The sequence below is a fragment of the Rhizobium sp. N324 genome, assembly GCF_001664485.1.
Lineage (GTDB): Bacteria > Pseudomonadota > Alphaproteobacteria > Rhizobiales > Rhizobiaceae > Rhizobium.
Genome location: NZ_CP013635.1, coordinates 292,251 through 306,781, shown reverse-complemented (window position 1 = coordinate 306,781; position 14,531 = coordinate 292,251). Strand labels below are relative to the sequence as shown.

At 61.4% G+C, this 14,531-nt stretch carries 13 protein-coding genes and 1 pseudogene; 8 read left to right on the top strand and 6 right to left on the bottom strand.

Annotated elements, in window-relative coordinates; genetic code table 11:
• Window positions 1–55: 55 nt before the first annotated feature.
• Window positions 56–973, bottom strand: coding sequence for a DMT family transporter (locus AMK05_RS31415; RefSeq protein ID WP_064844994.1), 918 nt, complete (start codon window positions 971–973; stop codon window positions 56–58).
• 288 nt (window positions 974–1,261) lie between these two features.
• On the opposite strand from AMK05_RS31415, the gene AMK05_RS31410 reads away from it, so the two are divergent.
• Both AMK05_RS31410 and AMK05_RS31405 read left to right on the top strand, forming a co-directional pair.
• Window positions 1,262–1,516: a type II toxin-antitoxin system Phd/YefM family antitoxin gene (locus tag AMK05_RS31410; RefSeq protein WP_064844234.1), complete on the top strand. Its 255-nt coding sequence runs from the start codon at window positions 1,262–1,264 to the stop codon at window positions 1,514–1,516.
• Window positions 1,516–1,941, top strand: a complete 426-nt coding sequence (locus tag AMK05_RS31405; protein ID WP_064844232.1) for a type II toxin-antitoxin system VapC family toxin — start codon at window positions 1,516–1,518, stop codon at window positions 1,939–1,941. The genes AMK05_RS31410 and AMK05_RS31405 overlap by 1 nt, the downstream gene beginning before the upstream one ends.
• A 106-nt stretch (window positions 1,942–2,047) precedes the next feature.
• Here AMK05_RS31405 and AMK05_RS31400 read toward each other — a convergent pair whose 3' ends face one another.
• The gene (locus AMK05_RS31400) at window positions 2,048–2,698 is read right to left on the bottom strand and encodes a GntR family transcriptional regulator (protein WP_064844230.1); all 651 of its coding nucleotides are present in this window, start codon (window positions 2,696–2,698) and stop codon (window positions 2,048–2,050) included.
• 163 nt (window positions 2,699–2,861) lie between these two features.
• On the opposite strand from AMK05_RS31400, the gene AMK05_RS31395 reads away from it, so the two are divergent.
• The 3 genes from AMK05_RS31395 (at window position 2,862) to AMK05_RS31385 (ending at window position 7,239) form a co-directional block, all read left to right on the top strand.
• Window positions 2,862–4,286 carry a malonyl-CoA decarboxylase gene (locus AMK05_RS31395; protein ID WP_064844228.1) on the top strand — a complete coding sequence of 475 codons (1,425 nt, stop codon included), beginning with the start codon at window positions 2,862–2,864 and terminating at the stop codon, window positions 4,284–4,286.
• Window positions 4,283–5,797 carry a malonate--CoA ligase gene (locus AMK05_RS31390; RefSeq protein WP_064844226.1) on the top strand — a complete coding sequence of 505 codons (1,515 nt, stop codon included), beginning with the start codon at window positions 4,283–4,285 and terminating at the stop codon, window positions 5,795–5,797. Before AMK05_RS31395 ends, AMK05_RS31390 begins: the two co-directional genes overlap by 4 nt.
• 95 nt (window positions 5,798–5,892) lie before the next feature.
• The gene (locus AMK05_RS31385; protein ID WP_064844224.1) at window positions 5,893–7,239 is read left to right on the top strand and encodes an SLC13 family permease; all 1,347 of its coding nucleotides are present in this window, start codon (window positions 5,893–5,895) and stop codon (window positions 7,237–7,239) included.
• An 81-nt stretch (window positions 7,240–7,320) separates the two neighbouring features.
• On the opposite strand, the gene AMK05_RS31380 is transcribed toward AMK05_RS31385, so the two are convergent.
• Window positions 7,321–7,890 carry a nucleoside 2-deoxyribosyltransferase gene (locus AMK05_RS31380; RefSeq protein ID WP_064844222.1) on the bottom strand — a complete coding sequence of 190 codons (570 nt, stop codon included), beginning with the start codon at window positions 7,888–7,890 and terminating at the stop codon, window positions 7,321–7,323.
• A 192-nt stretch (window positions 7,891–8,082) separates the two neighbouring features.
• Between AMK05_RS31380 and AMK05_RS31375 the strand changes: the two genes are divergently transcribed.
• Both AMK05_RS31375 and AMK05_RS34220 read left to right on the top strand, forming a co-directional pair.
• Window positions 8,083–8,328, top strand: coding sequence for a DUF982 domain-containing protein (locus tag AMK05_RS31375; RefSeq protein ID WP_335725717.1), 246 nt, complete (start codon window positions 8,083–8,085; stop codon window positions 8,326–8,328).
• 133 nt (window positions 8,329–8,461) lie between these two features.
• A pseudogene (locus AMK05_RS34220) lies at window positions 8,462–8,805 on the top strand (GMC oxidoreductase); the annotation flags it as partial.
• Between the two features lie 148 nt (window positions 8,806–8,953).
• Here AMK05_RS34220 and AMK05_RS31370 read toward each other — a convergent pair.
• Window positions 8,954–9,157, bottom strand: coding sequence for a cold-shock protein (locus tag AMK05_RS31370; protein WP_003572688.1), 204 nt, complete (start codon window positions 9,155–9,157; stop codon window positions 8,954–8,956).
• Between the two features lie 426 nt (window positions 9,158–9,583).
• Here AMK05_RS31370 and AMK05_RS31365 point away from each other — a divergent pair, with 426 nt between their 5' ends.
• Complete coding sequence (locus tag AMK05_RS31365) at window positions 9,584–10,678, top strand: hypothetical protein (RefSeq protein ID WP_064844217.1); 1,095 nt, start codon at window positions 9,584–9,586, stop codon at window positions 10,676–10,678.
• Window positions 10,679–10,735: 57 nt separating this feature from the next.
• Here the strand turns inward: AMK05_RS31365 and AMK05_RS31360 are convergent, their stop codons facing one another.
• Window positions 10,736–11,344, bottom strand: a complete 609-nt coding sequence (locus AMK05_RS31360) for a class I SAM-dependent DNA methyltransferase (protein WP_064844215.1) — start codon at window positions 11,342–11,344, stop codon at window positions 10,736–10,738.
• A gap of 168 nt (window positions 11,345–11,512) precedes the next feature.
• Complete coding sequence (locus AMK05_RS31355; RefSeq protein ID WP_442966280.1) at window positions 11,513–14,335, bottom strand: helix-turn-helix transcriptional regulator; 2,823 nt, start codon at window positions 14,333–14,335, stop codon at window positions 11,513–11,515.
• Window positions 14,336–14,531 lie beyond the last annotated feature (196 nt).

Here is a 14,531-nt window from a genome sequence, read left to right as displayed (position 1 = left end):
AATTCCAAGGGTTGGAACGTCTTGTGTGAAGCTCAAGATAAACAGCGCTGGCGTCTCAATGGCCGTCGGGCGGAACGGCTTCAGTCGGAACCGTCTCTTTCAGATTCTTGCGATGGAAGATGAACAGCCCCGCAACGACGATTATTGCCGCACCGATGATGATCTGCGTGTCGGGAACATCATTGAAGAAGAGGTAGCCAAGGATGATCGCCCAGAGCAACAGCGTATATTGCAGCGGCGCCAGCAGCGACGCCGGTGCAAGCTTCAGCGAGCGGGTGATGAGCAAATGCGCGCAGGTGGCAACGATGCCGAGCAGCAGCATGCCGGACCAGTCGACAATCGTTCCCGGCTGCCAATGGCCGATGCTGAGCACGATGCCGGTGACCAGTGCCGCCACGGTCTGCCATGTCACCAGCGTCGTGTCGCTGGTCGAGCGCAGATAGCGGCTCATGACAAGCGACAGCGCAAAGGCAAGGCTGCCCGCAAGACCGAAAAGCGATGGAAGCGACAGCATCGCCGTCGACGGGCGCAGCGCGATGACGACGCCTGCAAAGCCGATCACAACAGCCAGCCAACGCCGCCAGCCGATTTTTTCGCCGAGAAAGAAATGCGAGAGCGCCGCAATGTAGATCGGCCCGGCCATATAGAAGGTCATGACATCTGCGAGTGGCAGATAGGCGACGGCAGCATAAAACAGCGCGACATCGCAGGTCGCCATGATGACCCGTATGAATTGGAGGCCTTTCTGCTCGACGCGGAACAAGGCCATCGGCCCTTGCCGGAGGATCATCGGGCCGAGCACGATGAAAGCGCCGACCGAGCGGATCACCAGCACCTGGCCGACGGCAAAGCTTGCGACCAGCCACTTGCCCATCGCATCGTTCAGCGCAAAGAGCAGATCGCCGAGCAGCATCAGCAGGACACCGGTCATGATCAGGTTTCCGGCATTGGCTGTCGCCGCCTTGGTCTTCATCTGTCGAATCCTCGAGAAAAAATAGCCGCGCATTGCGTCGCCGAGTGCGGCTTCGGCCTTAACACCACCGATGTCAATGGTCGGCTCGAAGCTGTTGCACTTAAATTCGGCGGCGAGGACGATCTGTGGCGCCTTTGAAGGGGAGACGCCGCAGAGTTCATCTGATTGCGGTGCTTGCCGATTGTAGGTCAGAGCTTGCGATCAAGGGCGAGGCAGCGACTGCATCTTGTAATTCCGGCTAGTTCCGATTAAATGTGGTTACGTAACCACATACGTTGGAGGCTCGCCATGACCGTCACCACGCTTTCAGGCCGAGAACTCAATCAGGATCTTGGCCGCGCCAAGCGCGCCACCAAGGACGGGCCTGTGATCATCACCGACAGGGGGCGGCCCGCGCATGTTCTCTTGTCGTTCGACGAATACAAGCGGCTTACCGGTAAAATGCGGACCCTCGGTGACATGCTGGCAGCGCCGGGAGCGGAAGACGTTGACTTGCCGCTCCCGCCACGCACCGAGCATGCCCGACCGGTCGATCTGTCGTGATGCTGTTGCTCGATACCAATGTCGTTTCAGAACTGCGCAAGGTCGCGAGCGGCAAGGCCGACCCCAATGTGGTGGTCTGGAACGAAACCGTCGATCCGGCCGAGACGTTCATTTCCTCCGTCGTCCTGCACGAACTGGAGATTGGCGTTCGGCTGGTCGAGCATAATGATGCAGCCGCCGGGAAGGTGCTGCGCAACTGGCTGGAAAATTCCGTTCTCGCAGTCTTCTCCGGCCGTGTCCTGCCTCTGGACGAGGCTGCGGCCGTTCAGGCCGCCCAGTGGCATGTGCCCAATCCCAAACCGATCAACGACGCCTATATTGCGGCGACAGCCTTCACCCACCGCATGACGCTGGTCACGCGCAATATCAAGGATTTCGAGGGCATGGAAGTGGCACTCGTGAATCCCTGGGCATTCCCGACATAGCATTCTCAAGACCCGCAGCGATCGTTTGTGTGATGCGATTCATCTCAGCCTGTGGGACGCGACCGCTGAACATTGATCAATCTGCCGGGCGGATTTCTAACAGCGATCATCTGTTCGCCATGCTTGCGACCAGATCACTGAATCTCTCACCCTGAATGCCGACATGCGTCCGCAGCAGACGGCGGGCTTCGTCGCCATCTCCGGCAAAGATCGCATCGACGATGGCGCTATGTTCCGAGAAGGATGTCGACAGGCGGTTTCGCACGCGCAGTTGCAGGCGGCGGTAGGGTCGCAGCCGCCGGTGCAATTGCACACATTGCTCCTCGAGGAATTCGCTTCGGCCGGCTGCATAGATGGCCTTATGAAATTCCTCATTGTCATAATAATAGGCATCGCTGTCGCCGGCGCCGGCTGATTGTTGGCAGCGGCTGTGGGCGGCGGCGATCGCGTCCCGGGAGGTGTTGTCCAACCGCCGTGCGGCGAGAGAGCCGGCCAAGCCCTCCAACTCGGCCATAACTTCGAACATCTCATAGACGCGGTGCGGTCCCGGATCGATGACAACAGCACCTCTGCGCGGCCGAATTTCGATGAGGCCGATCGCATCGAGTTGCATCAGCGCTTCGCGCACCGGTGTGCGGGAGACCCCGAACCGTGTCGCAAGCACCATTTCGTCGAGCCGCTCACCAGGGGAGAACTCGTTGGAAAGAATTGCGTTTTCAATCTCATCCCGCAGCCATCGGCCGGCATTTTCGGACATTCGGTTCGTTTCCTTTATACGCGATGGCCATTCTTGTATACACGATGATTGACTTCGTGTACGAAAAGTGACAATTTACATACTACCGGTGAAACGCGGCGATGGGAAGAAGCTGCAAGGTGCACGTGACGCGGCCGGCCACCCGGCAGAGAGGAGAAATGGCATGTCCGAAGCTTCCTTCTTCACCGATATGCTGCAGAGCATCACCGATCGCGGACGCCAGCTTCTGTTTTCTGGTTCACGCGCCACGCAGGCCGCAGCCAAGGCCGATCTCCAGACACTCTGTGAAATGCTGCTATCGAGCCGGGGCGAAGCCTCGGGCATGGCCCTTGCGGCCGAGATCCTCGATCGCTGGGAGGCACTCGACAGCGACGGCGCGCAGGCATTCCTCCATATGCTTCATGAAAAGCTCGGGCCCGACACGGCCAAGCTCGACCAGGCGACTGAAAATTACCGCACTGACAAAAGCTCCGCCGTCATCATTGCTCTCCATCAGGCCGCCGAGCCACGGCGACAGGAGCTGCTGCGACGGTTGAATCACGCGCCGAACGGCACCGCCAAGCTCGTCCGGATGCGTCAGCAACTGCTTGCTTCCAAAGACCAGTCCGAAGGGTATCGCGCCCTTGACGCCGACTTCACGCATCTGTTCGGTTCCTGGTTCAATCGTGGCTTTCTGACGCTGCGGCCGATCGACTGGTCGACGCCGGCTTCCATTCTTGAAAAGATCATCAAATACGAGGCGGTGCACGAGATCGCCGGCTGGGAGGAGCTGCGCCGCCGTTTGGCGCCGTGCGACCGGCGATGCTTTGCCTTCTTCCACCCCCGGTTAGCCGATGAGCCGCTCGTCTTCGTCGAGGTGGCGCTCACACGATCGGTGCCCGGCGCGATCGGCGATGTTCTCGACGAGGGCAGGGAGCAGATCAATGCCGACGAAGCGACGACAGCTGTCTTCTACTCGATCTCCAACTGCCAGGATGGTTTGCGCGGAATCTCGTTCGGCAACTTCCTGATCAAGCAGGTCGTGGATGACCTGCGCAGAGACCTGCCCGGCCTAAAGAATTTCGTTACGCTGTCGCCCGTTCCAGGCTTTGCCCGCTGGCTTGCCAAGGCGCGTGCTCCAACCGCCGACCGGTCGCTGCCGGATGCGGCCCGCAAAACGCTGATGCTGCTGCACGATCCGAACTGGCCTGACAACGAGGATACGGCAACCGAAGTGGAGCGGGTGCTGCTGCCGCTTGCGGCCCGTTATTTCCTGATCGAACGGACGCCGGAGGGGCGGCCCGTCGATCCCGTCGCCCGCTTCCATCTCGGCAATGGCGCCCGGCTCGAAAGACTGAATTTTCTGGGCGACCGCTCGGCCAAGGCGATGCAGCAGGCGCACGGTCTGATGGTCAATTATCTCTATAAGCTCGACGATATCGTGGCCAACCACGAGGCTCTGGCGCAGCGCGGCGAAGTGATTGCCTCGCCGGCCGTCAAAAACCTGGCCAACCAGAACGACGAAAGCCGCAGCGGCGGCCATGGCCAGCAAGGCTCCCGGCCATTCGCACAGATCATGAACTCAACGCTTGGAGGAGGGCGAAAGTGAGCAACCATCTTTTCGACGCGATCCGGGCCGCCGCGCCCGGTGACGCACCGTTTATCCGGATCGATAGCACGCGCACATGGACCTACAATGACGCATTCGCTCTTTCCGGCCGCATCGCCAGCGCCATGGATGCGCTCGGCATTCGCCCGGGCGATCGCGTGGCGGTGCAGGTCGAAAAAAGTGCCGAGGCATTGATCCTCTATCTCGCCTGCCTTCGCAGCGGCGCGGTCTACCTGCCGCTCAACACGGCCTATACGCTGGCCGAGCTCGACTACTTTATCGGCGACGCCGAGCCGCGTTTGGTGGTTGTTGCCTCGGCTGCCCGGGCGGGCGTGGAGACGATGGCGAAGGCGCACGGCGCGATCGTCGAAACGCTCGACGCCGACGGCAGCGGCTCGTTGCTCGATCTCGCGCGCGATGAGCCGGCCGACTTTGTCGATGCTTCGCGCTCCGCCGATGATCTGGCGGCGATCCTCTACACGTCGGGAACGACGGGCCGTTCCAAGGGGGCGATGCTCACCCATGGGAACCTGCTGTCGAATGCCCTGACCCTGCGAGATTATTGGCGCGTCACCGCCGAGGATCGGCTAATCCATGCCTTGCCGATCTTTCACACGCATGGGCTGTTTGTCGCCACGAATGTCACGCTGCTCGCCGGCGCCTCGATGTTCCTGCTGTCGAAGTTCGACCCGGATGTGGTGCTGTCCCTGATGCCGCAGGCAACGATGCTGATGGGCGTGCCGACCTTCTATGTGCGTCTCCTGCAAAGCCCGCGCCTCGACAGAGAGGCGGTCGCAGGCATCCGTCTCTTCATTTCCGGTTCGGCTCCGCTGCTTGCAGAAACGCATACCGGCTTCCAGGCACGGACCGGTCACGCGATTCTCGAGCGCTACGGCATGACGGAAACCAACATGAACACGTCGAACCCCTATGGAGGCAAACGGATTGCCGGAACGGTCGGCTTTCCGCTGCCTGGTGTGACGGTGCGCGTCACCGATCCCGCGACGGGGCAGGCGCTGCCGGCTGAAGAAACCGGCATGATCGAGATCAAGGGGCCGAACGTCTTCAAGGGCTATTGGCGCATGCCGGAAAAAACCGCGGCCGAATTCACCGCCGACGGTTTCTTCATCAGCGGCGACCTCGGCAAGATCGATCGGGACGGCTATATCCACATCGTCGGCCGCGGCAAGGATCTGGTGATTTCGGGTGGATACAACATCTATCCGAAAGAGGTCGAAGGTGAGATCGACCAGATCGAGGGTGTGGTCGAGAGCGCCGTCATCGGCGTGCCGCATCCCGACTTCGGAGAAGGCGTGACCGCCATCGTCGTGCGCAAGCCCGGCGCCGTCCTGGATGAAAAGACCATCGTCAGCGCCCTCCAGGACCGTCTTGCCCGCTACAAACAGCCCAAGCGCATCATCTTTGCCGAGGACCTGCCGCGCAACACGATGGGCAAGGTTCAGAAAAACATCCTGCGGCAGCAATACGCCGATCTTTACACCAGGCCGTAAGGCGACCACGCCCCTCTGGGAGGAGGGTGCCCGCATTCCGGATCAATCTTGAAAACAGCAACTGCGGCGCCGGAAGCGTCGGAGGGAGGGGAATCATGGGTATTGAATTGCTATCCATCGGACTGCTGGTCGCGATGTTTGTCGTTGCGACGATCCAGCCGATCAACATGGGCGCACTGGCCTTTGCCGGCGCCTTCGTGCTCGGCTCCATGGTCATCGGGATGAAGACCAGCGACATTTTCGCCGGCTTTCCGAGCGACCTGTTCCTGACGCTGGTCGCCGTCACCTACCTCTTCGCCATCGCACAGATCAACGGCACGATCGACTGGCTGGTCGAATGTGCCGTCCGCCTGGTGCGCGGGCGGATCGCCTTGATTCCCTGGGTGATGTTCCTCGTCGCCGCCGTGATTACCGGTTTCGGTGCTCTCGGGCCGGCTGCGGTCGCGATCCTCGCGCCCGTCGCGTTGAGCTTTGCCGTGCAGTACCGCATTCACCCTGTGATGATGGGCCTGATGGTGATCCACGGAGCGCAGGCGGGTGGCTTTTCGCCGATCAGTATCTATGGCGGCATCACCAACCAGATCGTCGAGAAGGCCGGCCTGCCTTTCGCGCCGACGTCGTTGTTTCTCTCCAGCTTCTTCTTCAACCTGGCGATAGCCGTGCTGGTCTTTTTGGTTTTCGGCGGCGCCAGAGTGAAGACGCAGGAAGCCGCACCAATCGGCCCCTTGCCCGAACTGCATCCCGAGGGCGTATCGGCGTCGATCAGAGGTCATGGCGGCACGCCGGCAAAACCGATCAGGGAACATGCCTATGGCACGGCGGCCGATACGGCGGCGAAGCTGCGCCTCGACAATCAGAGAATTACCACCTTAATCGGCTTGACGGCGCTTGGCGTCGGCGCCCTGGTTTTCAAGTTCAATGTCGGCCTCGTCGCAATGACGGTGGCCGTCGCCCTGGCGCTGCTGTCGCCGAAGGCTCAGAAAGCGGCGATTGACAAGGTCAGTTGGTCGACCGTGCTGTTGATTGCCGGCATCATTACCTATGTCGGCGTAATGGAAAAGGCCGGGACGGTCGACTACGTGGCGCATGGCATATCCAGTCTGGGCATGCCGCTGCTGGTGGCGCTTCTGCTTTGCTTTACGGGTGCGATCGTCTCGGCCTTTGCATCATCGACCGCGCTGCTCGGCGCGATTGTCCCTCTTGCCGTTCCATTCCTGTTGCAAGGGCACATCAGCGCCGTCGGCGTGGTTGCGGCGATCGCAATCTCGACCACGATCGTCGATACCAGCCCGTTTTCCACCAATGGCGCCCTTGTCGTCGCCAACGCGCCGGATGACAGGCGAGGGCAGGTGCTGCGGCAGTTGCTGATCTACAGCGCCCTGATCGCTATCATCGGCCCGATCGTTGCCTGGTTGGTGTTCGTCGTGCCGGGTCTGGTCTGACGGCGGGCTGCGGCTCCCAACGAAACTGTGCCGAGCCCTATTCGGCACAGTTGCAAGCCGCTGATCACCAGGTTCGGGAATTCAGCGCAGCTTCTCAACGGCCACGGCAAGACACCTCTTGAACGCCGCAAGGTCCGTATAGAGCCCGTCCCGCGGCGCGTCTCCGACGATGAGAACGCCGCCGCGCCGTTCGATCCCGGCGTGCAGCATGAGATTGTCGGCCAGGCCGAAATCCTCGATCGCAATCCCGTTTGGGTCCCGCAGCCGTCCTTCGGCATCATAGGCGACGGCCCCGCCATAAAGATCACTGACGCGTCCGCTGTGATCCCTCGCCACATTCGTGTAGGCGAAGACAGGCTTGCCGCTTGCGCACATAAAGCCGAGTTCGAAGGCCGTCCCGGTATCGGCTGCAATACCGCGAAACGGCGTGAGATTGGCAATGATAGCGTCAGCCTCCATCATCATCTTCTCGTCCACCGCGTTTATCGCCGCCGCCCGCTCCCGCTTCGAATTCGTCTGCGGGATTTCCAGATCGCCTGGCGAGAGCGGGTGAAGCCCGGCCTCGCGGGCAAGCGCAGCTTTCCGGTCGAGCATTTCACGGGCGTTTGGCAGGAAGACTTCGGGACCGGCGAGATAAACTTTCTTTGTCATGGATGAATGCACCTTAATGGGATGGGCTTGGAATACGTCCCTTGCTGTAGAGCCAAGGAGGATCACAATCCAGTTGCCGAAGACAGCCCACGCCATGCGGCGCGCAAAAGGCCGTTCACCCGATCTGATTAGGACTCATGCTGGAACGAGCCCGCGCAGATGACGTTCAGCCGATAGCCGAGAGCTGAGGAGATGTCGATGCGCCACGATTTTTGGGACCAGCCCGTTGAGGTCATCGGGGATGGCGACCACCCTAAGAGTATCCGCAACAGCAGGGACGCGCTTGCATATCTGATGACGTGTTGGCCGCGTGAGAAAGCGGCATCCTTCGCCGTCGCAAAGAAAATCTGCACGGAGGCCGTTGACGGGCGAGCCGATTCAGCCGCGGCCGCACTGGCTTTCAAGGCCGCGGCCGAGGAAGCCGGCCTCCTCCGTTAGCTCGAGTGGGCCGCGGCGATCACGCCCGCGTCAGACGAGCCGTTTTATCATTGCAACCTATGGCGACCAGCAGGACGGCCATGCGCGCCGCTTCTACGGTTTTGCGGGTTGGTATGCGGGGCGCCGGCCGTGGATTGTGGCGACGAAGTCGATTCGGCATGTCCGCGGGCTGATGGGGGCCGACGCCATCGCCAAGTGCCGGCCGCAGGAGATACTGCCGGGCACGGAATATCAGAGTGACGAGGAACTGATCGGCGCGCCGGCGATATCGCCACAACGATCTTCCATCCGGTCGGCACCTGCAAGATGGGCAGCGACACGATGGCGGTTGTCGATGAGCAATTGCAGGCGCATGGGCTGGCGAAGCTGCGGGTCGTCGATGCATCGATCATGCCGACGATCGTCTCGGGCAACACCAATTCGCCGGTGATCATGATTGCCGAGAAAGCGGCCGAGAGCATTTTGTCAGAGGCGTAGAGAGCCTAGCATATTGACATGCATGCGTGGAGCACCCTTGCGTCCCGTATCCGGATACGACACACATGACCCTGATTATCGTCGCGTCCTATGGCGTGACGGCGAGCCCAACCCGCTCAAAGCGGGTTGGGCAATCTTCGACTTTCGATCAGAGGGTTGAGACGTTCTCAGCCTTCGATTTTCCGGTCTTGCGATCCTGTCCAACGTCGAAGCTGACCTTGTCGCCTTCGCGGAGCGAACCGCCGCGCTGCAGCGCAGACACGTGCACGAACACGTCCTGTCCGCCATCCTCGGGGGTGATGAAGCCGAAGCCCTTGTCGTCATTGAAGAATTTAACCGTACCTGTCGGCATGAGATAACTATTCCTTGTGTCATTCGTCGATTTGCGAAAGCGAAACTATACCGCCGCTTCTCCTCTATCAACCTTCATGGCGGTGACGCAACTTTAAAGACAAAGAGGCAACAGTTTCGTCGAGGGTCAATCCAGCTCCCGACAACCGATCGCCTGACGATCCGACTGTTTTGTTCGTCTCCATCCAGCCTCCGGAGACCTCGCTGAAATTCATGTCTCGTGCCGCCCGCATTATCCACGGAATCAACGCAGGATTGCCGCCCGCGCGTGTAGAAAGAGATTGCCGATCGCTTGCAACAGGTTGTAGATCGGTATCACACAATGGGATTGTGCAAGCCGGTGTGGATGACGCCAACTCTCGTCCTCATCGGTCGCTGTCTGAAGCTTTACCGGCGCGCTGCGCTGTCACTTGAGGGGTCCGCGCCATTGTCTTCGCTTGTTCTCCCCAGCCGCCCGCTTTCATTGGCGCGCGACGTCATCTCCACGCCGAACGCTTACTTCTGGTCAACGCCGGTTATCCTGGCATTGGCTATCTTTCTGTTCATCTGGGAAGCACCGGGTGTGATCCGTGATTTCCAGATCAGCCAGAACCCTTTGGTGCTCGAGAACGGCGACGTGCAAAACGGGAAATGCACGACCCGCAAGGCAGTCTTCACCGACTGCGAAGCACGCCTTGTCTACAGCTACGGCGGACGACACTACGACACCGAGGTCGAGATCATGTTCGTCGATTTTCATACCGGCGACTATGAAACCGATCTTGTGATTTCCGCCGATCATCCGGAACTCGCGACGATGAGCCTGGGTCTGGACATGCTCTGGAACAGGATCATCACGCTCGCCGCGTTTGTGGTTCTGCTTGGCGGCATGAGTCTGGGTATGATTTTTCTCGGCATCCGCATCTGGCGGGTCAAGGGGCAATTGCGCCGGCCCGCCAGGCTTATCCCTATCCCGGTCGAGATCAGCGCATTCGACCGCAAGCGCGGCATCCTTTCCATCACCTACAATGACAAGATTGCCGCCGACAAAACCGGGCGATCGGCGTACACGCGCATGAAGAGCGGGCAGGAGCCGCTGATCGTCGGGGAAGCCAATGGCAAGGCGATCGGAATGGCCGTCAGGCACGGCAATACGGCCCTGCCGGTGCTTTTGGACGATCGTCTGCAGCGGCTCGAGCTTACCGATGCCGAGCGCGTCGCGGCTCTCGCACCCCTGGTGGACCAGCAGGACGGCGATCGGAATGCGCCGGTATTGATCGAAGAACCCAAGAGGACGGTATCGATCCGGAAGCGGCTGCAGCTTTTCTTCGGCACGTTGCTTCTGATCGTCGTCGGTGTGGTCGGCTTCTGGCTTTGGTACGTCACCAGTTCCCCGACACAATTCCAGTCGCCTGGCATGGACATCAACAATCTCATGCCGGCGCCGGTAAACGCGTGGGGATGCGAGCAGCTGAAGAAGCGGTTTGGCCAGGATCGTGCGCCGTTTGGTTGCACGGCCGCTGATTACACGAGCTGGAAATAAAATGTCCGGCGCGGCCGGCGCTAGTCTCGGCGTCTAGCCGCAGGAAAATGCGGCCGGTCATCCCGGTCGCCGTGCATAAAAGGTGTTCCAGGCTTCGTTGTTGCGGCCCATGCGGTAGGCGTCCCATTCAAGATCCAGGCCGGCCGCCTTGATGCACAGCGCGAAGTCGTCCCGGCGCCAATAGGTCATATGGTAGGCGCCGCTTGTCTCGCCGTCTCCATCCCGCATCGTCACCAGGAAGACGCCGCCGGGGCGCAGCGCGGCGGCGATCTTTTCGAGGACTTGGCCGGTCTGGTCGCGAGGCACGTGGATGAGAACACAGAGAGCGATCACCGCATCGTAAGGGCCGCCGAGGTCGTCGGTGATGACGTTGAGGTACTCGCCTGCCTTGCCGCGCGCCGCCTGCAGCTCGAGAAACCGCCGCGTGGCATCCGTTCGCCTCACCAACACGCCCTGCGTCTCCAGGAAATCCGCATCCCACCCGGGCCCCGATCCGATCTCAAGGACCCGGCCGCCTTGGCCGGCGGCAATGGCGACCTGACGCAGGGCCGCCTCTAGGCTGGCCGCGGGAAAGGGATCAACGATGCGGCTATATTCATCGGCACAGCCTTCATAAGAATCGATCGTGCGTTGGGTGTCGGCCAGGGCGGCGGAAGAGACGTGCATTTTGACCTCCGGTCGATGGAAACCCGAGCGCCGTTCGAGGGCGCCATATCACCATGCTCGGCGTAAGGCCGTGTACGCACATCAGGCAAAATGCCTAGGCAATGAAAAATGAAATGCCGTGAGCAAATATCAGGAGGGTCTAGCCGGGCAATCTGCTAAAACTGACATCTATGCCGGATCAACCATCCGGAGCCGATGGGCCATGGCGGCTGCGGCGCCGCGGCTGGGGACGGCGAGTTTGCTCAAGATGTTGGAAACGTGGACGCTCGCCGTTTTCGCGGAAATGAACAGACTATCGGCGATCTGACGATTGCTTTGTCCGGCGGCGACAAGCCGAAGCACCTCGAATTCCCGATCCGTCAGGCCAAGCGGTGCCTTCGGCAGGCTGCCCTCTTTCCCGCCCCACAGGTCGATGCGGGCCTTTGCAGCCAGCGTCTCGATCTGATTGCAGAGGAGGCGCGCGCCGATCGAATGGGCAAGATCCGCGCCTTGCCTGAAATGGCCCGCACCCCCGGCGCGCTTGCCGGCAGTAACCGCAGCACTCCCGGCCTGCATGAGGGCATATGCCTGCCGAAAAGGCTGGCTCAAATCGGCCCAGCTTTGGGCAACTGCCTCCCAGGCATCAAGGTCGGAAACCGTCGCGCGCGACATCTCGGCCGAGAGATTGAGCCTCTCGGCTTCCTCCACCAAGTTGCGGCACGGAGCCCGAGCGGCAAGGCCTGCAAGCTGCTGGGCCACATCTTTCCGGTTCGTATCGACGGCGACACGTATGGCCGAGGCCAGGAGCGGCCAAGAGACGCCGCCTTGCGTCTCGAAACGGGTCGAAGCCGATCTTATCAGGATGGCAGACTGTTCCATGTCGCCTGCCAGCGCGCGGCTTTCGATATCGAATCTCAAAAGATTGGCCGCCATGCGGCTCGCGACCTGAGGGCCGGGTGGCAGAGCGCGTAGGGAGTTTGCCGCGGCGGCAAGGCGATCCGGATCTCCCAAGACCAGGGCGATCTCTGCCTGGCATTCGAAAACATGAACCAGCCCCAGCGGCAGCGGATCCAATGCCGCCATCCGTTCGCATGTCTCTATGGCTTCGGAAACGCGGCCGACGGCGAGCAAGGCGCGACACAAGGGCGAGCCCACGATTGCTCCGATATACCGCGCCTGGCCGAATTCGACGGTCCGCGCAAAGATAGCCGGTCCGGTTTCGATGATCTGCGCGTAGTCTCCGGTCTCAAGCAGGGCCTGCAGCAGGCCTGCGCCCGCCAGCACCTCGACGCGGCCGATGGAGGCTTGCCCGGCGCGCCTGGCCACGCTCCAAAAGTCATCGATGCGAGAGCTGTTCGAGGCCATGTCCACGGATGCCGCTACGATCAGTGCCTCGATACGGTATTCCTCGTCATCGAGCCTCTCCGCCAGATCCTGCAGTTCGTCGCCCAAGAGCCTGGCGCGATCGTATTCACCCCGCAATATCAGCGCCCGGGAAAACTGCCCCAATCCGTCCGCGCGCAGCCGCGTGGGATCGGTCGCATGCTCAAGCGCTCGTTCGAGATCGGCGATTTCGCCTGGGATCAGTGTGTGCTGACGCATCACCGCGCGCTGCAGAAGAAGGGCTGCCAGTTGCTGGCCGTCGCGCTCGTCATTCACTTCGGCGAGTGCGCGTTCGACGAAGGCCAGTCCCTGTTCCGCTTCCGCCGCCCAGCAGGCGGCATCGGCAGCGAGTTCCAGCACCCTGCAGTGATCCGCGCCGATCTGATCAGCCGCATGATCGACGTCGGGCCAGGCCGCCAGCACGAGCTTCAGCATCTCCATCTGATCCGCATAGGCGAAGGTGGCAGCGGCCTCAGCGGCAGATTGCCAAGCCCAGCGCAGGCAAGGTTCGGCCTGGCCGGCGCCGTGCCAGTGGCGCGCGAGCGCAACGGAATGCCAAATCCGGTAGGTTGGAACCGGGCCGCGTTCGAGCACTTCGGCATAGGCGCGATGGATGGCCATCCTTTCGCCGGCGATCAGGTCACCCCGCACCGCTTCGTGGATCAGCGCGTGGCGGAATGCATATCCCTCGCCATCCGGCACGAGGATCCCAGCCAAAATCGCCGCTCGCAGCACGTCTGCCAGTTCACGGTCGGACTTCTCAGTCACGCTGCGAAGAAGCGCATGCGTGATATGCGGGCCGCCAAGCGCCATGACCTTCAGGAGCTCGGCCGTTGACGCCGGCATCTCCCTGACGGCTTTCAGCAGATAGTCGTTGAGCGAACCAGGGAAATCCCTACGCAAACCTCCGCTGGCATCGATCAGCGCCTCGGTGAAAAGCGGGATCCCGCAGCACCGCGCATGGACCTCATTGATGATGGCGGGTGTCGGCGGGCGACCGAGCAGCCCCTGAAGCTGGGCGGCGACTTCGGCGCGCTTCAGGCGGGGTAGCTTTAAAACCGCGGCCCCCTCGGAAAGCGAGAGGTCCGCGATGGTCGTCCGCAGTGCGTTGCTGCCGCTGGTCTCCTCGGGTCGGTAGGTGACGATCAGCATCAGCCGAGTTTTCCTCAGCCGCGCCGTGAGGAAACGAAGCAGATCGCATGTGGCCTGGTCGGCCCAGTGAATGTCCTCGACGACCAAGACGAGCGGCACATCCCGGGCGAGCTCCTCCAACAACCTTCTCAGCGCCTCGAACAGCCGCGCTCTTGCTATGCCCGCATCAAATCTTTCAGAGGTCTCGCCGAATTCGGGAAGAAGCCATGCCAGCTCGCGCGCACCCTCGGCGCCGACAAGCGATTTGACGGCCGTCCCGCCGCGCAGCTGAACCAGTTCATGCAGCAAAGCGGTTACCGGCGCATAGGGCAATGCCGATTCCCGCTGCTCGATGCAGCCGCCTTTCAGGACGAGGGCCCGGCCCGACAGTCGGCCGGCAAATTCTTCTACCAGCCGGCTCTTGCCGCCGCCTGCTTCCGCGCCGAGAAGAATGGAGCGTTGCCGCCCGCCGGAGACGTCCCGGAATGCGGAGTCCATCGCATCGAGTTCTGCTGAGCGGCCTGAGAACAGGGACCTTCTGGGGGATGTCTGCACGAAGTCCTCCGATACGTGGACTTCGAGATTAGCAGAGATGGAGACGTAGTCATCCCGTGTATGTTTGAGCCTGTCCTAGGCAAAATGCCCGATGCGGCACGCCTGCCTTAGTCCCATCATCGGGATGCCTGCTGGTACC